19 protein-coding genes and 3 tRNA genes are annotated in these 18,640 nt (G+C 71.9%); 14 read left to right on the forward strand and 8 right to left on the reverse strand.

Translation table 11 applies throughout. The features are described 5' to 3' along the window. Positions 1 to 22 precede the first annotated feature (22 nt). Together H1W00_RS07600 and H1W00_RS07605 are read left to right on the forward strand one after the other, a co-directional pair. A complete protein-coding gene (locus H1W00_RS07600; RefSeq protein WP_181755146.1) occupies positions 23 to 265 on the forward strand; it encodes a helix-turn-helix domain-containing protein in 243 nt (80 codons plus the stop codon). Position 266: 1 nt separating this feature from the next. Then, on the forward strand, positions 267 to 533 hold the full coding sequence (locus tag H1W00_RS07605) for an acylphosphatase (protein ID WP_181755147.1): 267 nt from the start codon (positions 267 to 269) through the stop codon (positions 531 to 533). A gap of 43 nt (positions 534 to 576) precedes the next feature. On the opposite strand, the gene H1W00_RS07610 is transcribed toward H1W00_RS07605, so the two are convergent. Beyond that, positions 577 to 652: transfer RNA gene (locus H1W00_RS07610), tRNA-Lys, on the reverse strand. Between the two features lie 72 nt (positions 653 to 724). Between H1W00_RS07610 and H1W00_RS07615 the strand changes: the two genes are divergently transcribed. Beyond that, positions 725 to 1,453 carry a dienelactone hydrolase family protein gene (locus H1W00_RS07615; RefSeq protein WP_181755148.1) on the forward strand — a complete coding sequence of 243 codons (729 nt, stop codon included), beginning with the start codon at positions 725 to 727 and terminating at the stop codon, positions 1,451 to 1,453. Here H1W00_RS07615 and H1W00_RS07620 read toward each other — a convergent pair. Together H1W00_RS07620 and H1W00_RS07625 are read right to left on the reverse strand one after the other, a co-directional pair. Next, on the reverse strand, positions 1,450 to 2,958 hold the full coding sequence (locus H1W00_RS07620) for a phytoene desaturase family protein (RefSeq protein WP_181755149.1): 1,509 nt from the start codon (positions 2,956 to 2,958) through the stop codon (positions 1,450 to 1,452). The genes H1W00_RS07615 and H1W00_RS07620 overlap by 4 nt on opposite strands. Positions 2,959 to 2,993: 35 nt before the next feature. Next, on the reverse strand, positions 2,994 to 3,941 hold the full coding sequence (locus H1W00_RS07625) for a PDDEXK family nuclease (protein WP_181755150.1): 948 nt from the start codon (positions 3,939 to 3,941) through the stop codon (positions 2,994 to 2,996). Positions 3,942 to 4,076: 135 nt separating this feature from the next. Here H1W00_RS07625 and glpK point away from each other — a divergent pair, with 135 nt between their 5' ends. Genes glpK through H1W00_RS07645 form a run of 4 tightly spaced genes read left to right on the forward strand, consistent with a single transcriptional unit; the run spans position 4,077 to position 8,938 of the window. Beyond that, positions 4,077 to 5,585 (forward strand): glycerol kinase GlpK, encoded by a 1,509-nt coding sequence (gene glpK / locus H1W00_RS07630; protein WP_181755151.1) that lies wholly within the window; start codon positions 4,077 to 4,079, stop codon positions 5,583 to 5,585. Beyond that, positions 5,582 to 6,640: an alpha/beta hydrolase fold domain-containing protein gene (locus H1W00_RS07635; RefSeq protein WP_181755152.1), complete on the forward strand. Its 1,059-nt coding sequence runs from the start codon at positions 5,582 to 5,584 to the stop codon at positions 6,638 to 6,640. Before glpK ends, H1W00_RS07635 begins: the two co-directional genes overlap by 4 nt. 19 nt (positions 6,641 to 6,659) lie before the next feature. Beyond that, complete coding sequence (locus tag H1W00_RS07640) at positions 6,660 to 8,387, forward strand: glycerol-3-phosphate dehydrogenase/oxidase (RefSeq protein WP_181755153.1); 1,728 nt, start codon at positions 6,660 to 6,662, stop codon at positions 8,385 to 8,387. Beyond that, positions 8,384 to 8,938: a nucleosidase gene (locus tag H1W00_RS07645; RefSeq protein WP_181755154.1), complete on the forward strand. Its 555-nt coding sequence runs from the start codon at positions 8,384 to 8,386 to the stop codon at positions 8,936 to 8,938. The genes H1W00_RS07640 and H1W00_RS07645 overlap by 4 nt, the downstream gene beginning before the upstream one ends. A 2-nt stretch (positions 8,939 to 8,940) precedes the next feature. Here H1W00_RS07645 and H1W00_RS07650 read toward each other — a convergent pair whose 3' ends face one another. The 3 genes from H1W00_RS07650 to orn all read right to left on the reverse strand — a co-directional run bounded on the left by H1W00_RS07650 (position 8,941) and on the right by orn (position 10,150). Further along, a complete protein-coding gene (locus tag H1W00_RS07650) occupies positions 8,941 to 9,363 on the reverse strand; it encodes a DUF1801 domain-containing protein (protein WP_181755155.1) in 423 nt (140 codons plus the stop codon). A 48-nt stretch (positions 9,364 to 9,411) separates the two neighbouring features. Next, positions 9,412 to 9,487 (reverse strand) — tRNA-His (locus H1W00_RS07655). Between the two features lie 54 nt (positions 9,488 to 9,541). Beyond that, a complete protein-coding gene (gene orn / locus H1W00_RS07660) occupies positions 9,542 to 10,150 on the reverse strand; it encodes an oligoribonuclease (RefSeq protein ID WP_181755156.1) in 609 nt (202 codons plus the stop codon). Between the two features lie 88 nt (positions 10,151 to 10,238). Between orn and H1W00_RS07665 the strand changes: the two genes are divergently transcribed. Next, a complete protein-coding gene (locus tag H1W00_RS07665) occupies positions 10,239 to 10,991 on the forward strand; it encodes a thioredoxin domain-containing protein (protein ID WP_181755157.1) in 753 nt (250 codons plus the stop codon). A 1-nt stretch (position 10,992) separates the two neighbouring features. After that, on the forward strand, positions 10,993 to 11,730 hold the full coding sequence (locus H1W00_RS16555; protein ID WP_181755158.1) for a thioredoxin domain-containing protein: 738 nt from the start codon (positions 10,993 to 10,995) through the stop codon (positions 11,728 to 11,730). An 11-nt stretch (positions 11,731 to 11,741) separates the two neighbouring features. On the opposite strand, the gene H1W00_RS07675 is transcribed toward H1W00_RS16555, so the two are convergent. Then, entirely contained in the window at positions 11,742 to 11,960 is a 219-nt protein-coding gene (locus H1W00_RS07675; protein ID WP_181755159.1) for an amphi-Trp domain-containing protein, read from the reverse strand. 21 nt (positions 11,961 to 11,981) lie between these two features. After that, positions 11,982 to 12,058, reverse strand: a tRNA-Arg gene (locus tag H1W00_RS07680). Positions 12,059 to 12,115: 57 nt separating this feature from the next. Here H1W00_RS07680 and H1W00_RS07685 point away from each other — a divergent pair. The 5 genes from H1W00_RS07685 to H1W00_RS07705 are packed head-to-tail and all read left to right on the forward strand — an operon-like array spanning position 12,116 to position 18,633. Then, a complete protein-coding gene (locus tag H1W00_RS07685) occupies positions 12,116 to 13,276 on the forward strand; it encodes a PrsW family glutamic-type intramembrane protease (RefSeq protein WP_181755160.1) in 1,161 nt (386 codons plus the stop codon). Between the two features lie 50 nt (positions 13,277 to 13,326). Beyond that, positions 13,327 to 14,754, forward strand: a complete 1,428-nt coding sequence (gene ahcY / locus H1W00_RS07690) for an adenosylhomocysteinase (RefSeq protein ID WP_181755161.1) — start codon at positions 13,327 to 13,329, stop codon at positions 14,752 to 14,754. Between the two features lie 2 nt (positions 14,755 to 14,756). Continuing rightward, positions 14,757 to 15,455, forward strand: coding sequence for an MtrAB system response regulator MtrA (gene mtrA / locus H1W00_RS07695; RefSeq protein ID WP_181755162.1), 699 nt, complete (start codon positions 14,757 to 14,759; stop codon positions 15,453 to 15,455). Further along, positions 15,455 to 16,984, forward strand: coding sequence for an MtrAB system histidine kinase MtrB (gene mtrB, locus H1W00_RS07700; RefSeq protein WP_181755163.1), 1,530 nt, complete (start codon positions 15,455 to 15,457; stop codon positions 16,982 to 16,984). The genes mtrA and mtrB overlap by 1 nt, the downstream gene beginning before the upstream one ends. Beyond that, positions 16,981 to 18,633: an LpqB family beta-propeller domain-containing protein gene (locus H1W00_RS07705; protein ID WP_181755164.1), complete on the forward strand. Its 1,653-nt coding sequence runs from the start codon at positions 16,981 to 16,983 to the stop codon at positions 18,631 to 18,633. Before mtrB ends, H1W00_RS07705 begins: the two co-directional genes overlap by 4 nt. The last annotated feature ends 7 nt before the right edge of the window (positions 18,634 to 18,640 follow it).

Below are 18,640 nucleotides of genomic sequence, written 5' to 3' on the forward strand. Positions count from 1 at the left end.
CCGGGGGTCGTAGGTTGACCCCATGGCCTTCCGCCACCGTCGTGAGTACGACGAAACCGTGCCGCAGGCACTCCGTGCCGCGCGTGAGTCGTACGACGCCGCCTCGGCCGAGTACGAGGAGGCGATCACCCGCGCGAGGCGCGAGTGGGCCGCCGCCCTGGCGACCGCCATCGAGGCGGGCATGTCCTACCAGGAGATCGCCGACGAGGTCGGCGTCTCGCACACCAGCATCAGCCGGGCGATCAAGCAGTACGGCTCGACCTGACATGAGGCGCGTCGGCGTCGTGGTGCGCGGGACCGTCCAGGGCGTGGGCTACCGCTTCAGCCTGCGCGTGGTGGCCGAACGCGCAGGCGTGTCGGGTTGGGTCCGCAACCGCGCCGACGGCAGCGTCGAGGCCGAGCTCCAGGGCGCGCCCTCGGCGGTGGACACGGTGCTGGCGTGGATGGCGGAGGGGCCGCCCGGCGCCCGGGTGGACTCCCGCGACGTCACCGACCTCCAGCCCGAGGGCACGCAAGGCTTCGAGGTGCGCTGAGCCACCAACGTCGAAGGCCCCGGCGAACCGGGGCCTTCGACATTGGTACACCCCCTCGGACTCGAACCGAGAACCCATTGATTAAGAGTCAATTGCTCTGCCAATTGAGCTAGGGGTGCTCGCGCGCTGCGCGATCACCAACTCTACCGCATACCTTCACGCGACATGAAATCGAGTGCCATGCTTCCGCCATGACAGCGCTCGCACGGTGGGACCAGGGCACGTTCACGCACGACGGGATCACCCACGAGACGTGGCGCCAGGGCAGCGGGCCGGGTGTCGTGGTGATCCACGAGATCCCCGGGATGACGCCCGAGGTCATCGCCTTCGGGCAGGAGCTCGTCGCCCACGGGTTCACCGTGGTGATGCCGCAGCTGTTCGGCGAGCCGGGTCGGCCGATGACCGCGGGGTACACCGTGAAGTCCCTCGTGCGGGGGTGCGTCAGCAAGGAGTTCAGCGCGCTGGCGCTGCGCCGGACCGCCCCGGTGACCCGGTGGCTGGCCGCGCTGGCGAGCGACCTGCACGGCTCGGTGGGCGGACCGGGGGTCGGCGCGGTGGGCATGTGCTTCACGGGCGGCTTCGCGCTGGCGATGATGGTGGACGACGCGGTCGTCGCGCCCGTGCTGGCCCAGCCGTCGGCGCCGTTCCCGATCACGCCTGCCCGCTCGCGCGACCTCGGCCTGTCTCCTGCCGACCGCGAGACCGTCGTGGGGCGCGTGAACGCCGGCTGTCCCGTCCTGGGCCTGCGATTCGAGGACGATCCCGCGGTGGGCCGCCGCTTCGAGGTGCTTCACGAGGAGCTGGGGGAGAACTTCACCGCGGTCGAGTTCCCGGGCCGTCGGCACAGCACCCTGACGCTGCACCGGCAGGAGCGCGGGGTCCGCGCCGTGCTGGACTTCCTCGACGGGCGCCTGCGCTAGGAGAGCAGCGCCTGCGCGGCGTTGTGGCCGCCCAGTCCGCTGACCGCGCCACCGCGCCGCGTCCCGCTGCCGCACAGCAGCACGCGCGGGTGCGCGGTCGCCACGCCCCAGCGCTGGGCGGGGGAGTAGGGACGCTCGTCCTCCTCGAGCCACGGCCACGTGAGGTCGCCGTGGAAGATGTGCCCGCCCGGCATCCACAGCTCGTGCTCGATCTCGGTGGGGGTCTTGGCCTCCAGGCCGAGGATGAGGGGCTCGATCGGCTCGGCCAGGTGGGCGTCGAGGGCGGCGAGCACCCGCGCGACGGCCTCGTCCTTCGCGCCGGGCGCGTCGAGCACGCCCGGCGGCGTGTGCAGGCCGAAGTAGGTGAGCGTCTGCGCGTCGGAGTCGCGCAGGTCGGGCCCGAGGATCGAGCGGTCGGTCAGGGTGTGGCAGTAGAACTCGCCCGTGGCCGGGGGCAGGTCGCCCGAGGCGGCGGTCGCCCACGCCCGCTGCAGCTGGTCGTAGGACTCGTCGAGGTGGAACGTGCCGGCGAACGCGACCGCCGGGTCGGCGCCGGACTTGAGCGCCGGGAGGCGGGACAGCAGGAGGTTGAGCTTCAGCTGCGCGCCCGCGGGCTTGGACGTGGGGGTGTGGCCCAGCAGCCGCTCGAGCACGTAGGGCGCCGCGCCGAAGAGCACGTGGTCGGCCCGCTCGACGAACCCGTCACCGCACACGGTCACGTCGACGTCGCTCACGTCGATGCCGTCGACCTCGGAGTTGAGCCGGATCGTCGCGCCCGCCTCGGTGGCCACCCGGGCCAGCTCTGCGGTGACCGCGCCCATGCCGCCCACGGGCACCCGCCACTCGCCCGTGCCGTTGCCGATCAGGTGGTAGAGGAAGCAGCGGTTCTGCACCAGGGACAGGTCCTCGAGGGAGGCGAAGGTGCCGATGAGGGCGTCTGTGGCCACCACGCCGCGAACGACGTCGTCGGCGAAGCGACGCCGGATCACCGTGCCGATCGGGTGCTCGACGAGATCGGTCCAGATCGCCATCTCCACCCGGTCGCGCAGGTCGCCGATGTGGGGGAGCGGCTGCATCAGCGTGGGGGCGATCGCGTCGGCGAGCGTGCCGATCTCGGCGTAGAACCGGTTCCAGGCCTCGAGCTCGTCGTCGCCGCCGGTGAGCTCGGCGAACGAGGCCCGTGTGGCCTCCCCGGGCCGGGTCTCGACGACCAGGCCGCCGTCGCGCCCGTCGCGGTGCCAGGGCGTGAAGGAGGCGGTGTCGCGCGACCGCAGCTCCAGCTCGAGGCCGAGGTCGTCGATCAGAGCCTGGGGGAACAGGCTCACGAGGTAGGAGAACCGCGAGAGACGCGCGTCGTGCTCGGCGAACGGCGCGCCGCTGACGGCAGCACCACCGACCCTCCCGAGCCGCTCCAGCACCAGCACCTCGACGCCCGCCCGGGCGAGCAGAGCCGCCGCCACGAGCCCGTTGTGTCCCGCTCCGACGATGACGACGCGTTCGGCCATGCCTCACCCTATGACGCCTCGGGACCGGACTTGCGTCATACGGAGCGGTCGCCCGCGCCACCGCTTCGTATGACGTCCGGCTCGGGCCGCCAGCCACCTCGCACGAGCGCCGCCCTGACCTGCGCCAGGAACTCGTGGGGCGCGACGCGGAGCCCGAGGTTCGGCACGCGGATGACGGTGGAGCGATGCAGCACCAGGTGATTCTGGCGCAACGCGTCGTCCACCATGACCGGCGCGCTGAGGTGTTGCACTCCGTCGACCTCGACGACCACGCCGTACTCGGACCACTCGACGTCGAGGTACGCCGAGCCCCGCGCGGTCCTGCGCGGTGCCTGACGGGTCGGCTCGGGCAGCCCCTGCTCGCGGCACAGGCGGGCGAAGTCGAGCTCGCCGAGCGCACGCACGCCGTCGACCAGCTGGGTGGAGACGTCGAGCAGCAGCCGCCGGCGTGCGTGGCGCCGGATGTCCAGTGCCGCCCGAGCCACGTCCTCGGCGCGGCAGAGTCGCTGCTGGACGCTCGCGGTCAGGAAGAACGCCGCCTGCCGGTCCGAGCGGGCCCACAGGGCGGCGCGTACCGCCGCGATCTCGGCGCGGACGCGGGGGAGACCCGGACCGGCCAGGTCCCGCCGAGTGAGCCGACGGGTCTGCCGGAGCGTCACGCCGGCGATCCTCGGTGTGCGGGCGCCGCGCGGCACCGACACGCGGACGGTCTCGACGTCGACGCCGGTGAGACCGGCCGCCTGGAGCGCGGAGACGCCATCGAGCATCGACCGGGGGCCGGCCTCGATGACAGCGCGCCACCACACCGACCGCAGGGGCAACGGCCCCGAGTGCAAGGCGATCGCGTGCCGTCCCCACGACCGCCACCGACCGGCCTCGAGCTGTGCTCGCAGGGTGGCGCGTGTGACTCCCGCGGCGAACAGCTGGCGACGGCTCACCACCTGCTCCTGCGCGGTGGCCGTGGCGTGCAGGCTCTGATCCATCCCGTGAGGGTGGCGCTTCCAACGGATCGGGTCGATCCGGCGTCCACAGCGGTCGGGGACGTCATACGGAGCGGTCGCCGGCGCGACCGCTCCGTATGACGCAACAGCCACGCCCGCGTGGCTAGGGTGAGGCCCATGTCACAGCAGTTCGTCGGCGCGATCGACCAGGGCACCACCAGCACCCGCTTCATGGTCTTCGACCACCAGGGCGAGGAGAAGGGCCGGCACCAGGTCGAGCACGAGCAGATCCTTCCGCGGGCCGGCTGGGTCGAGCACGACGCCACCGAGATCTGGGAGCACACGCGCGAGGTCGTCGAGCAGGGTCTCGAGGCGGCGGGGATCACGGCGGCCGACCTGGCCGCGGGCGGCCTCACGAACCAGCGCGAGACCACGGTCGTGGGGGACCGGCGCACCGGCGAGCCCTACGCCAACGCCATCGTCTGGCAGGACACCCGCACCGCCGACCTGGCCAAGCGCCTCGACGAGGACGGCAGCGGCAAGGTCATCCACGCGAAGTCGGGGCTGCCGCCCGCGGCCTACTTCGCCGGCGGCAAGCTGCACTGGATCCTGGAGAACCTCGACGGGGTGCGCGAGGACGCCGAGGCGGGCCACGCCCTCTTCGGCACGATCGACACCTGGCTCATCTGGAACCTCACCGGCGGGCCCGACGGCGGGGTGCACGTCACGGACGTCACCAACGCGAGCCGCACGATGCTGATGAACCTCGAGGACCTCACGTGGGACGACGAGCTGCTCGAGATCTTCGGCGTCCCGCGGCAGATGCTCCCCGAGATCACGTCATCGTCGCAGGAGTTCGGCCGGACGACCGAGGACGGCCCCTTCGGCTCCGAGGTGATCCTGGCGGGCAACCTCGGCGACCAGCACGCGGCACTCGTGGGCCAGGCCTGCTTCGAGCCCGGGATGCTCAAGAACACCTACGGCACCGGCAACTTCCTGGTCCTCAACACCGGCACCGAGATCGTGCGCTCGGAGCGCGGACTGCTGACCACGGTGGCCTACCGCTTCGGCGACGAGCCGCCCGTCTACGCGCTCGAGGGCTCCATCGCCGTGACGGGGTCGGCCATCCAGTGGCTGCGCGACCAGCTCAAGGTGTTCGCCGAGGCGGCCGACTCCGAGGCGCTCGCCGAGACGGTCGAGGACAACGGTGGCGTCTACTTCGTGCCGGCCTTCAGCGGCCTGTTCGCGCCGTACTGGCGGTCGGACGCGCGCGGCGTGATCGTCGGCCTCTCGCGCTTCAACACCGTGGCCCACGTGGCCCGCGCCGCGCTCGAGGCGATCTGCTACCAGAGCAAGGACGTCGTCGACGTGATGGTGGCGGACTCCGGCATCGACCTGGAGGTGCTGCGCGTGGACGGCGGGATCACCGCCAACGAGCTGTGCATGCAGATCCAGGCCGACATCCTCGACATCGAGGTCAGCCGTCCGGTGGTGCCCGAGACCACGTGCCTGGGCGCCGCCTACGCCGCCGGGCTCGCGGTGGGCTTCTGGTCGAGCACCGACGAGCTGGTGGCGAACTGGTCGGAGTCCAAGCGCTGGACCCCGGCGTGGGACGACGACCAGCGCGAGGCCGGCTACCACCAGTGGAAGAAGGCCGTCGAGCGCACGCTGGGCTGGGTCGAGTGAGCGCCGCGACGCGGCACGGGCTCTCCGCCGCGCTGAAGGCCGAGCGCTCGGTGGTGCGAGGCTTCGCGCGGCTGCCCGACTCCGTGGTCGCGCGGCTCGGCCGGCACGCGCCGGTCAACCGCGACGGGGAGACCCTGTCACCCGAGATCGCGGTCGCCCTGCGGGTCATGAACCGCATCCCCGGCGGCGACTTCACGCAGCATCCCGTCGAGCAGGCGCGCCGGATGCTGACCGACGAGGCGCTCGTCTTCGCCGACGTCTTCCCCGACTTCGCCGTCGAGGAGGACCTCGTGATCCCCAGCGCGGCCGGCCCGATCCCGGCCACCCGGTACCGCGCGACCACTGAGTCGAAGGGCCTCGTCCTGTACTTCCACGGCGGGGGATGGGTGCTGGGCAGCCGCGTCAGCACCGACTCGGCCGTGCGCTTCCTCGCGCTGGAGGCCGGCGTCGACGTCCTCTCCGTGGACTACCGGCTCGCGCCCGAGCACCCGTTCCCCGCCGCCACCGAGGACGCACTCGCGGCCTGGGACTTCGCGGTGGAGCACGCGCCGAGCTGGGGCCTGGACCCGCGCCGGATCGTGGTCGCGGGCGACAGCGCGGGCGGCAACCTGAGCGCGGTGCTGGCCCAGGACCTGCGCGGTCGGGACATCGTCCCCGCGCTGCAGGTGCTGCTGTTCCCCGTCACCGACCTCGCCACCAAGCACCCGTCCTACGCCGAGTTCTCCGAGGGCTACTTCCTCACCGAAGGGCACATGGACTGGTACCGCGAGCGCTACCTCGCCGATCCCGCCGACGCGCTCGACCCGCGCGCCTCGCCGCTGCTGGCCGAGGACCTCGCGGGGCTGCCGCCGGCCTACGTCGCCGTCGCCGGCTTCGACCCGCTGCGCGACGAGGGCATCGCGTACGCCCGCCGTCTGGAGGAGGCCGGGGTGCCCACGACGCTGGCCCGGGAGGGCTCGCTGATCCACGCCTTCATCAACATCACCGGCGTCAGCCGCCCGGCGAGGGAGGCGACGCAGCGGATCGCGAACGCGATCGCGGCAGCCATGGCGTGACACTGGTTGACTGGAGTCCATGCGACCGGTTGCCCTCTCCCCGCAGCACCGCCAGGAGGCGCTCGACGCGCTGGCCTCGGAACACCTCGACATCCTCGTCATCGGCGGCGGGGTCGTGGGCGGTGGTGCCGCGCTCGATGCCGCCACGCGAGGCCTCTCCGTGGGGCTCGTGGAGGCCCGCGACTTCGCCTCCGGCACCTCCAGCCGCTCGAGCAAGCTCGTGCACGGCGGCCTGCGCTACCTCGAGATGCTCGACTTCCGCCTCGTCGCGGAGGCGCTCGGCGAGCGCAGCCTGCTGATCGACAAGCTCGCGCCGCACCTGGTGAAGCCGGTGCCGTTCCTCTACCCGCTGACGCACCGCGTCTGGGAGCGCTTCTACGCCGGCTCCGGTGTGGCCCTCTACGACTCGATGGCGCTGCTGTCCGGGCGCTCGCGCGGCGTCCCGCGGCACCGCCACCTCACCCGCACCGGCGCCCGCCGGATCATGCCGGGCCTGCGCAAGGACGCCCTCGTGGGCGCCCTGCACTACTACGACGGGCAGGTCGACGACGCCCGCCACACGATGTTCCTGTCGCGCACGGCCGCGGCCTACGGCGCCCACGTCGCCAGCCGCACCCGCGTGATCGACCTCGTGCGCGAGGCCGACCGCGTCGTCGGCGCGCGGGTCAAGGACCTCGAGTCGGGCCGCGAGATCGAGATCCGCGCCCGCCAGGTCGTCAACGCCACGGGTGTGTGGACCGACGAGACGCAGTCCTTCGCCGCCGAGCGCGGCCAGTTCAACGTCCGGGCCAGCAAGGGCATCCACCTCGTGGTGCCGCGCGACCGGATCCGCGGCGAGTCCGGGCTGATCCTGCGCACCGAGAAGTCGGTGCTGTTCGTCATCCCGTGGGGGCGTCACTGGATCATCGGCACGACGGACACGGACTGGTCGCTGAGCAAGGACCACCCGGCCGCCAGCGCGAAGGACATCGCCTACCTGCTCGAGGAGGTCAACAAGGTCCTCGTCGAGCCGCTCCTCGCCGAGGACGTCGAGGGCGTGTATGCCGGCCTGCGCCCGCTGCTGGCCGGCGAGGACGAGGCCACCAGCAAGCTGTCGCGCGAGCACGCGGTCTCCACCTCGGTGAAGGGGCTCGTCGTCATCGCCGGCGGCAAGTACACGACCTACCGCGTGATGGCGAAGGACGCGATCGACGCCGCCGTGCAGCAGATGGGCACGCTGCTCGACCGTCGCGTGCCGGAGTGCGTCACCGACGACATCCCGCTGCTCGGCGCGGACGGGTACTCCGCCCTGTGGAACCAGCGCCAGGCGCTCGCGGCCCAGCACGGGCTCGGCGTCGGCCGGGTCGAGCACCTGCTGAACCGGTTCGGCACCCTCGCCACCGAGGTGCTCGACCTCATCGCCGACCGACCGGACCTCGCCGAGCCGCTCACCGGCGCGGACGACTACCTGCGCGCCGAGGTGGTCTACGGCGTCACGCACGAGGGCGCCCGCCACCTCGACGACATCCTCGCGCGGCGCACCCGGATCTCGATCGAGACGTTCCACCGCGGCACCGAGTGCGCGTCGGAGGCGGCCGAGCTCATGGCCGAGGTCCTCGACTGGTCCGACGCCCAGCGCGAGCGCGAGGTCGACCACTACCTCAAGCGGGTCGACGCCGAGCGCGAGAGCCAGACGATGCCCGACGACGAGACCGCCGACGCGGCGCGCATGGGCGCTCCCGACGTCGTCCCGGTGGCGCACCTGTGAGGCTCGACCCGGCCCGGGTCCTCGTCATCGCGGCGACGAAGGCCGAGGCTGCCCACCTGCCCCCGGAGGTGCCGCTCGTCCTCACCGGGATCGGGAAGGTCGAGGCCGCGGCCGCCACCACGGAGGCCATCGCGGCGCTGCGTCCCGAGCTGGTCCTCAACGTGGGCACGGCTGGCGCGCTGCGCCCCGGCCTGACCGGGCTCTTCGTGCCCTCGGTCGTCGTGAACCACGACTACTCCGCCGACGCGATCCGCGCGCTCGGCCACGACGCCGTGGACGAGATCGATCTCGCCGGCGGCGACGGCACCGTGCTGGCCACGGGGGACCTGTTCGTCACCGACCCCGTCGTCCGCGACGCGATCGCCGCGCGGGCCCACCTGGTCGACATGGAGGGCTTCGCGGTGGCACGGGCGTGCCAGCGCGCCGGCGTGCCGTGCCGCCTCGTGAAGATCGTGAGCGACGCCGCCGACGACTCCGCACTGGAGTGGACCGCGGTGGTCGACGCCTGCGCGCGGCTGCTCGGGCACTGGGTGCGCGAGCGGCTGGCCTGACCTCAGGGCTCCGGGTCGTCCTCGCGCTCCCACGCGATCGCCACGAGCCGGCGCAGCACGCCGAGGTCGACGTCGTCGAGCCTCTTGACGTACACGCAGCCCGCGCCCTCGGTGTACGTGCCCAGCTCGGGAAGCAGCGCGGCGCCCTCGGGTCGGTCCTTCAGGCCGTAGATCGTCAGCGCTGCCTTGCGGGGCGAGAACGCGACCTTCGGCCAGGTGCCGCGGGTGCGGGGGTTGGCGGGGGAGACGTAGCGGTAGCTGCCGTAGCCCACCATCGACGGTCCCCACATCACCGGATCGGTGCCCGTGACCTCGCCGACGATCTCGGCCAGCCGCTGACCGTCCTCACGCCGGCGCGCGGGCGTGGCGGCGGCGAGGAAGGCGCCCACGTCGGCGTCGGTGGGCTGCGTCTTCGGCTCGGCCATGACTCCATCATGACGAACGGCCCGGAATCATCGATTCCGGGCCGTTCATGGGGTGGATGACGGGACTTGAACCCGCGGCCACCGGCACCACAAGCCGGTGCTCTACCAACTGAGCTACACCCACCATGTGCGCCTCGCGGCACAGCGCGACGAGTCTACCGGACGTCTCGCGCAGGTCCTACTCGGAGGGGGTGCCCCCGAGGATCTCCGCGGCGACGGCGCGCGCGGTCTCGGTGTCGACCCCCGGATCGGGGGTGAAGACGGTGCGGCGGTAGTAGCGCAGCTCGTCGATGCTCTCGCGGATGTCGGCCAGCGCGCGGTGGGCGCCGCCCTTCTCGGGTGCCGCGAAGTAGGCGCGGGGGAACCAGTGGCGCGCCAGCTCCTTGATGGAGGACACGTCGATCACCCGGTAGTGCAGCCACGTCTCGAGCTCGACCATGTCGCGGGCCAGGAAGGCGCGGTCGGTGCCGATCGAGTTGCCGGCGAGCGGAGTCTTGCCCGGCTCGGTGGCGTACTGGCGGACGTACTCGAGCACCTGCTCCTCGGCCTCGCGCAGCGTGATGCCGCTGGCCAGCTGGTCGAGCAGGCCAGAGGAGGTGTGCATCTGCGTGACGACCTCGTTCATCTGCTCGAGCGCCGCCTGCGGGGGCTTGATGATGAGGTCGACCCCGTCGCCGAGGATGTTGAGGTCGTAGTCGGTCACGAGCGCCGCGATCTCGACCAGGGCGTCGTCGCGGATCGACAGGCCCGTCATCTCGCAATCGATCCACACCAGCTTGTCGTTCACCCCGCCACCCTAGTGCGCGCCACTGACGGATGGGCCGCACCGGGTAGGCTTCCGGCCGTACCGCGTCCATGTCCCGAGGAGCCCGCACGTGACGAACGACCGCCAGGCCCGCGCCGCCCGCGCCGAGCAGATGCGCAAGGAGCGCGAGAAGGCCGAGCGCAAGCAGCGCAACAAGATCACCGTCGCGATCGTCGTCGTGGTCCTCGTGCTGATCGCCGCCGCAGGCTGGGGCGTCAAGTCCCTCTCGGACGACAACGCGAAGAGCACCGAGGTCATCGAGCCGGCCAACCTGACCGAGGGCGGTGTCGACTTCCCGGCCACGGGACAGACGAAGCCCGACGCTCCGGTGATGGAGGTGTTCGAGGACTTCCTGTGCCCCGCCTGCGGCTCCTTCGAACAGCTCAGTGGCCAGTTCCTGCAGGACCAGGCCGCGTCGGGCGCCATCACCCTGCGCTTCATGCCGTTCTCGTTCCTGCACAACCAGAGCACGAACGACTACTCACGCCGCGCGGCCAATGTGGCGATGTGCGCCGTGGACCAGGAGGGCCCGGAAGCCTTCTGGAAGGTCCACACCGCGCTGTTCGCCAACCAGCCCGCCGAGGGCGGAGCCGGCCCGGAGGACGCCGAGCTGATCGAACTGGCCGAGGAGGCCGGCGCGCCGGACGTCGAGTCGTGCGTCCGCACCGAGAAGTTCGTCCCGTGGATCGACGAGATGCAGGAGAAGTCGGCCGACGAGCGCGAGGTCTCGGGCACCCCGACGGTGCACATCAACGGCAAGGCCTCCGAGGCGCGCACGCCGCAGGAGCTGCAGGCCGCGATCGCCGAGGCGTCCAAGTCCTGACGTGACGAACGACCGCAAGGCGCGGGGCGCCCGGGCCGAGCAGGCTCGCCTCGAGCGTGAGCGTGCGGAGCGCCGCAAGCGCACCACGCTCACGCTCGCGGCGGTCGTCGGCGCCCTCGTGCTGGTGCTCGGGGTCGCCTGGGGTCTCTCGGCGCTGGGCGGCGACGACGCCGCGGACGGTCCGGTCGTCGAGCCGCGGAACGTGACGTCCGGCGGCGTGCAGCACCCCGGTGCCGCGCCGGCCGGCGCGCCGGTGGTGGAGGTGTACGAGGACTTCCTGTGCTCGCACTGCGCCGACTTCGAGGCCGAGCACGGTGCGTGGCTGGACGACCGCGCCGAGCGCGGCGACATCGTGTTGCGCTTCATGCCCATGACGATCCTCGACGGCACCGCCGGCACCGGCCCTGCGCACGACGCGATGAACGCGGCCTTCTGCGTCGCCGATGCCCAGGGCGCGGAGGCGTTCTGGGCGATGAAGTCGGCGCTGTTCGGCGCGGGCTACGCCTCGGGTGACGAAGAGCCGTCCGAGACCGCGCTCGCGGCCCTGGCGCAGGACGCCGGGGTCCCCGGCGCCGACGCGTGCATCCAGGACCGCAGGTTCGTGCCCTGGCTGAACGAGGCACGCGAGACCGCGCGGGAGCGCGACGTCACGGGCACCCCGTCGGTGTTCGTCGACGGCGAGAAGCTCGATGACGTCTTCGAGGTGCGCTCGGCCGTCGAGGACGCGCTCGCGTCCTGACGGCCGTCAGGTCACCAGCGCAGCTCGATCTCCAGCTCGTTCTCGTCACCGATCTCGACCTCGACGGTCAGCTCGACCTCGTCGGGCACGTCGACCGTGATGCGGTGGCCGTTCTTCTCGAACTCCACGGAGTTGTGGCGCGCGAGCGCGTCGGCGAGGGCGTGCAGCCTGGCGGCGGCCTCCTCGCGGCGAAGTCGCTGGGTCTGGTCGATCTCGAACAGGTCGCTCACGGTTCTCTCCTTCGATTCGGCTGGCGCGCCCGGCAGGATTCGAACCTGCGACCTAGAGATTAGAAGGCTCTTGCTCTATCCAGCTGAGCTACGGGCGCCTGCGGCCCACACTATCGGGGGCGTTCGGTGTCGTGGCTCCGCTCTAGGCTGTCCACGTGACGACGACCGAGGCGCCCGCCGCCCTGCCGCGCGAGGACGACCCGTTCCGTCAGCGTGGTCGCAAGCTCCTCGTCGTGCTGGTCTGGATCTCCGCCCTGGCCGGCGCCGCCGGCGCGATCTTCCTGGCCTCCACGTCGGGATCGGTCACCGGCGCCTCCCTCGCGGTGGTCTACGCCCTGGTGCCCCTCCCGGCAGCGCTGGCCATGTACTGGTGGCTCGACCGCGTCGAGCCCGAGCCGTTCCGCTACAAGGCGGCCGCGTTCGTCTGGGGCGCGGTGATCGCCGTGGCGATCGCTCTGCCGATGGAGATCGGGATGTCGCGCCTGGGCATGAGCGAGGACTGGCTCATCGCCTTCGGTGCGCCCGTCGCCGAGGAGTTCGCCAAGGGCCTGTTCGTCGTGCTCACGCTCGTCCGGCTGCGCCGCATCATCGACGGGGTCCTCGACGGACTCATCGTCTCGGGCCTGGTCGCGCTGGGCTTCGCCGCGATGGAGAACGTCGGCTACTACGCCGCCAGCTACCTGGGCTTCGATGAGGTGCCCTACTCCGGCACCGAGATGGCGACCGCCACGTTCGTGGTCCGCGGGCTCTTCAGCCCGTTCGCGCATCCGCTCTTCGCGTCGGCGATCGGCATCGCCGTCGGCCTGTCGGTCTCGCGCACCTCGCGCGCCCAGCGCTGGGGGCTGGTGGCGCTGGGCTACCTCGTCAGCGTCGGCCTCCACGCGCTGTGGAACGGCTCGATCGTGGTCGGGGGCGGCGTGGGCTTCCTGCTGGCGTACGTCGTGCTCGCGTGCCTCCTGCTCGGCCTGGGCGTCACGGCTGTCGTGCTGCGCATGCGCCAGTTCGACGTGATGGCCCGGTCCCTGGGCGACATGGCGCGGCGCGGCTGGCTCCACCCGGCAGAGGTGCCGTGGCTGGTCCGCTTCGGCCGCCGGCGCCAGGCCCGCGTGTTCGCCGCGCGCTACGGACCCATCGCCGCGGAGGCCGTCGACCGGTACCAGCAGCTCGCGACCGAGGTCGCCTTCCTGCACGACGCGGTGATGACCGGACGGGCCAAGCCCGAGGGTCCCGACCGCACCTACGCGCTGCTCGACCGCATGTGGCACCTGCGCCCGTTCCTGCGGTTCCCGCCCGCCCTGCCGCCCGGCTCGAGGTGAGTGTGGCGTCGATTCGTTGAGGCTCGGTACTCGCCGGTACGCTGGTGGGTATGGATTATCGCGTCAAGGACCTGTCCCTCCACGAGTACGGCCGCAAGGAGATCGAGCTCGCGGAGCACGAGATGCCGGGCCTGATGGCCATGCGTGAGCGCTACGGCGACACCAAGCCGCTGGCCGGCGCCCGTATCGCCGGGTCGCTGCACATGACGATCCAGACCGCGGTCCTGATCGAGACCCTCACCGCCCTCGGCGCCGACGTGCGCTGGGCGACCTGCAACATCTTCTCCACCCAGGACCACGCCGCCGCCGCGGTCGTCGTCGGCCCGAACGGGACGCCGGACGACCCGCAGGGCACGCCGGTCTTCGCCTGGAAGGGCGAGACGCTGGCCGAGTACTGGGACGAGGCCGAGAAGGTCTTCGACTTCGCTGAGGGCGGCCCCAACGTCCTGCTCGACGACGGTGGCGACATCACGATGCTGTTGCACCTGGGCGTCGAGTACGAGAAGGCCGGCGCCGTGCCGCCGCAGGACAGCACCGACAACGAGGAGTTCAAGGAGGTGCTGCGCGTCCTGGCCCGCTCGCTGGAGACCAAGCCGCAGCACTGGACGAACATCTCCAAGGACATCAAGGGCGTCTCCGAGGAGACCACCACCGGCGTGCTGCGCCTCTACGACCGCTTCCGCGAGGGCACGCTGCTCTTCCCGGCGATCAACGTCAACGACTCGGTCACCAAGAGCAAGTTCGACAACAAGTACGGCTGCCGCCACTCGCTGATCGACGGCATCAACCGCGCGACCGACGTCATGATCGGCGGCAAGGTCGCCGTCGTGTGCGGCTACGGCGACGTGGGCAAGGGCTCGGCCGAGTCGCTGCGCGGCCAGGGTGCTCGCGTCATCGTCACCGAGATCGACCCCATCTGCGCCCTCCAGGCCGCGATGGACGGCTACGAGGTCAAGCGCCTCGAGTCGGTCGTCGAGACCGCCGACATCTTCATCACCACGACGGGCAACTTCGACATCATCCGGGTCGAGCACTTCGAGAAGATGAAGCACCAGGCGATCGTCGGCAACATCGGTCACTTCGACAACGAGATCAACATGGCCGGCCTGGCCAAGATCCCCGGCATCGTCAAGGACGAGATCAAGCCCCAGGTCCACCAGTGGATCTTCCCCGACGGCAAGAAGATCATCGTGCTGTCCGAGGGCCGCCTGCTGAACCTCGGCAACGCCACGGGCCACCCGTCGTTCGTGATGTCGAACTCCTTCACGAACCAGGTGCTCGCGCAGATCGAGTTGTACAGCAAGGCCGACCAGTACGAGCTGGGCGTGCACGTGCTGCCCAAGCACCTCGACGAGGAGGTCGCCCGCCTGCACCTGGACGCCCTCGGTGTCGAGCTCACCGAGCTGTCGAAGGCCCAGGCCGAGTACCTCGGCGTCGACGTGGCAGGTCCGTACAAGTCGGACCACTACCGCTACTGAGCATGTCGCAACGTCGCCCCAAGAACGATCGGGTGCTGGTCGTCGACGATGACGCGTCGTTGGCCGAGATGCTCACGATCGTCCTGCAGGGCGAGGGCTTCCGTACGTCGGTGTGCCGCACCGGCGACGCGGTGATGGAGGCCTTCGAGGCCTTCAAGCCCGACGTCGTGCTCCTCGACCGGATGCTCCCGGGTCTGGACGGCATGGAAGTGTGCCGCCAGATCCGGGAGGTCTCGGGCGTCCCGATCGTGATGCTGACCGCCAAGGGCGACACGCGCGACATCGTCGACGGGCTCGGCGTCGGGGCCGACGACTACATCACCAAGCCGTTCCGCAACAGCGAGCTGATCGCGCGCATCCGCGCCCGGCTGCGCCGCAGCGACCCGATGGGCGCACGGATCGAGTTCGGCGGGATCGTGCTCGACCCCCAGGCCCACACCGTTACCCGTGACGGCCGCCCGGTCTCGCTCACGCCGCTGGAGTTCGACCTGCTCGCGTGCCTGATCTCCGCGCCCGAGCAGGTCTTCAGCCGCGAGGCGCTGCTGGAGAAGGTGTGGGGCTACCACCATCCCGGCGACACCAAGCTGGTGAACGTCCACATGACCCGTCTGCGTCAGAAGATCGAGGACGACGCCGACAACCCCAGCGTCATCCGCACGGTGCGCGGCGTCGGCTACCAGGCGATCGATCCGGCGAACTGATGCGCCGGCTCGTCGGGCTGTGGCGCCGTTCGCTGCGGACGCGGGTCGTCATCAACACCCTGCTGCTCAGCATCGCGGTCATCATGATCGTGGGCTGGGCACTGCTGCGTGACGTCGCCGGCGGCCTGGCCGACAACCGGCGTGACGCCGCCATCGCCGAGGCCCGCGCGGGCCTCGAGCAGGCCCAGTCCCAGCTCGACGCGGCGGTCGACAGCGAGCCGGCGCGCCAGTCGCCGGCCCTGACCCAGCTGGTCGACTCGCTGGCCGCCACGCGCGGCGAGAACCGCGCCTACGAGCTCGTCCTGCAGGGCCCCCTGGCCGAGGCGGGCGGCGCGCCCGTCCGGGCCTCGGGCAACGTGGGGATCGAGGAGGTTCCGGAGTCGCTCGTCGAGCGTGTGAGTGCCGACCAGGGCACGTTCTGGACCTTCTCCGAGCTGGCGCCCTTCGGTGCCGGCGACGATCTCCCGGTCGTGACGGTCGGGGGCCGCGTCACCGCCCAGGGCTCCAACGACCAGTACGCGCTCTACTACGTCTTCTCGATGGCCGACCAGCAGGAGACGCTCGACCTCGTGCGCACGGCGCTGCTCGCCGGCGGTGCCGCCCTGCTGGTGATGGTGACGCTCGTGGCGTGGCTGGTGGCCCGCCAGGTCGTCGAGCCCGTCCGCCTGGCCCGCCGGATCGCGGAGCGCTTCGCCGCGGGCAACCTCGAGCAGCGCATGCACGTCAAGGGCGAGGACGACATCGCCCGCCTCAGCACCTCGTTCAACCAGATGGCCGAGAGCCTGCAGAGCCAGATCCGCCGGCTGGAGAACCTCTCCCGGCTCCAGCAGCGCTTCGTCTCCGATGTCTCGCACGAGCTGCGCACTCCGTTGACGACCGTGCAGATGGCCGGCCAGGTTCTGTTCGAGGCGCGGCCGAAGTTCGACCCGCAGACCGCCCGTGCCGCCGAGCTGCTGCACACCGAGGTCGGCCGCTTCGAGGCGTTGCTGTCCGACCTGCTCGACCTCAGCCGGTTCGACGCCGGCGCGGCCACCCTCGAGCTCGACCCCGTCGATTTGGCCTCCGTGGCGAAGGCGGCGGCCGCCGACGAGGTGCTGTCGCGGGCGGGGATCGTGGGCCGTGCGCGGGGCGTCGGGGTCCCGGCCGTCGTCGACGCCGACATCCGGCGCGTGGACCGCATGGTGCGAAACCTCATCGTGAACGCGGCGCGCTACAGCCAGTCCTCGCGGGTGGAGGTCATCGTCGCGCAGGCGCCCGACCGCGTGTCGCTGGCGGTCCGCGACCACGGCGTGGGGATGGAGCCCGAGGAGGTGCGGCGCGTGTTCGACCGGTTCTGGCGCGGCGACCCGGCGCGGTCGCAGGGCGGCACCGGCCTGGGGCTGGCGATCGCCCGCGAGGATGCCGCCCTCCACGGCGGCACGCTCGAGGTCTGGTCGCGCAAGGGCCAGGGCACGGAGTTCATCCTCACCCTCCCGCGCGTCGCCGGTGAGCGCGTCTGGTCGCCCGTCACGAGGTCGGTGTTCGCATGAGCCGCCGCTCCGTCGCCCTGGTGCTCACGCTGGTCGCCGCCCTGCTGACGGGGTGCGCGGGCATCCCCACGTCCGGCCCGGTCGAGCGCGTGGAGGACGAGGCCGGCCTGGGTGAGAGCACCGTGCGCTACACCCCGTCGGGACCCATCCCCGGCATGACCGAGGCCCAGACCGTGCGCGGGTTCCTCGACGCGATGCTCGCCTACCCGGTGACCCACCGCGTCGCCGCGGAGTACCTCACGGCGGAGGCGGCGCAGCAGTGGCGGCCCGGCGGCGGCACCACGGTCTACACCGAGGCCCAGGTGTTCTCCGAGTCGGTCGGCTCGAGCCGGATCGACCTGTCCACCGACGTGCGACTCGACGAGCAGGGCCGCCTGACGCCTGCTGACGGGAACCGCCGGATCGAGTTCGACCTCGCCCGGATCGACGGTCAGTGGCGCATCTCCAACCCACCCGACGGGGTGCTGGTCAGCCGCGACTGGTTCGAGGACTACGTGCGCGCGTTCGACCTGTACTTCCTCGACGAGACCGGCCGTCACCTGGTGCCCGTGCCGGTCCACGAGGTCGTGGGCGACCAGCTGGCCACCTCCCTCATGACGAGCCTGGCCCTCGGTCCGCAGCCCGACTCGGCCCCGGGCCTGACCACCGCCGTGCCGCCCGCCGACGACCTGCGCGCCTCCGTGCCGGTGGTGGCCGGGGTGGCCCAGGTGGACTTCTCGCGACGCGTCGGCGAGCTGTCGACCACCACGCAGAAGCGCATCTCGGCCCAGGTCGCGTGGACGCTGAGGCAGGTCCCGGCCGTCACGGACATCCAGATCACCGGCGACGGCACCGTCGTGGCGCCCACGGGCGACCTCGTCCAGGACGCCGGCGGGTGGGCCTCCTTCGGTCCCGACAAGTCGCGGCGCTGGGCCTACGTGGTGGCCGGCGACATCGTGCACCAGGTGGGCCCCCGCGCGCAGCAGCCGGTGCCGGGCGCCTGGGGTCGCTCCGACGAAGGCGCCTCCGCCGTGGTCGTCGCGGAGGACCGCGCGGTCGGCGTGTGGGCCGACCGGGCACGCATCACGGCCGCCGACGGCTCCGACCCGCTCGAGGTCGCGGGGGAGGGCTTCCTGCGGCCGGTGCTCGACATCGACGCGCAGGCCTGGCTCGTCGACCGACCCGGGGGACGGGCCCGCGTGAGGGTCCACGACGGCACGTCGCTCTCGCTCGTGCCGAGCCCGGGCCTCGCCGACGTCTCGTCGTTCGCCGTCTCGCCCGACGGCGCCCGCTACGCAGCCACGGCCGGGGGCCGGCTCCTGCTCGGCGGGGTCGTGCGGGCCGAGGGCCGGGTCGTGCGCCTGACCCGCCCGGTCGAGCAGGCCACCGAGGACCCCGCGCGCCAGGTCGTCTGGGTCGACGGCTCGCGGGTGGCGCACCTCGGGCCGCGCGGTACGCAGATCCGCTCGGTCCGCATCGACGGCACCGGCGCGGTCGACGCGTGGCCCGGCGGCGGTCAGCTGCTGCCCGACATCGTTCCCGTCGGCCTGGTCGCGACCGCGGCCGCCTCGCCCGACCTCTACCTGATCGACGCCGACGGCGGGGTCTGGATGCTCGACCGCACGCGCTGGGTGCCGGTCGACGTGCCCGTCGCGCGCGGCATCGCCTGACCCGTCC

It is taken from the genome of Aeromicrobium phoceense (genome assembly GCF_013868155.1).
GTDB lineage: Bacteria > Actinomycetota > Actinomycetes > Propionibacteriales > Nocardioidaceae > Aeromicrobium > Aeromicrobium phoceense.

What these genes read in the sequence shown, in the direction of transcription:
- H1W00_RS07640 (WP_181755153.1), top strand. Translation starts at nt 6,660, where the DNA reads ATGCGACCGGTTGCCCTCTCCCCGCAGCACCGCCAGGAGGCGCTCGAC.
- mtrB (WP_181755163.1), top strand. Translation starts at nt 15,455, where the DNA reads ATGCGCCGGCTCGTCGGGCTGTGGCGCCGTTCGCTGCGGACGCGGGTC.
- H1W00_RS07625 (WP_181755150.1), bottom strand. Translation starts at nt 3,941, where the DNA reads ATGGATCAGAGCCTGCACGCCACGGCCACCGCGCAGGAGCAGGTGGTG.
- H1W00_RS07600 (WP_181755146.1), top strand. Translation starts at nt 23, where the DNA reads ATGGCCTTCCGCCACCGTCGTGAGTACGACGAAACCGTGCCGCAGGCA.
- H1W00_RS07605 (WP_181755147.1), top strand. Translation starts at nt 267, where the DNA reads ATGAGGCGCGTCGGCGTCGTGGTGCGCGGGACCGTCCAGGGCGTGGGC.
- H1W00_RS07620 (WP_181755149.1), bottom strand. Translation starts at nt 2,958, where the DNA reads ATGGCCGAACGCGTCGTCATCGTCGGAGCGGGACACAACGGGCTCGTG.
- ahcY (WP_181755161.1), top strand. Translation starts at nt 13,327, where the DNA reads ATGGATTATCGCGTCAAGGACCTGTCCCTCCACGAGTACGGCCGCAAG.
- H1W00_RS07705 (WP_181755164.1), top strand. Translation starts at nt 16,981, where the DNA reads ATGAGCCGCCGCTCCGTCGCCCTGGTGCTCACGCTGGTCGCCGCCCTG.
- mtrA (WP_181755162.1), top strand. Translation starts at nt 14,757, where the DNA reads ATGTCGCAACGTCGCCCCAAGAACGATCGGGTGCTGGTCGTCGACGAT.
- H1W00_RS07615 (WP_181755148.1), top strand. Translation starts at nt 725, where the DNA reads ATGACAGCGCTCGCACGGTGGGACCAGGGCACGTTCACGCACGACGGG.
- glpK (WP_181755151.1), top strand. Translation starts at nt 4,077, where the DNA reads ATGTCACAGCAGTTCGTCGGCGCGATCGACCAGGGCACCACCAGCACC.
- H1W00_RS07650 (WP_181755155.1), bottom strand. Translation starts at nt 9,363, where the DNA reads ATGGCCGAGCCGAAGACGCAGCCCACCGACGCCGACGTGGGCGCCTTC.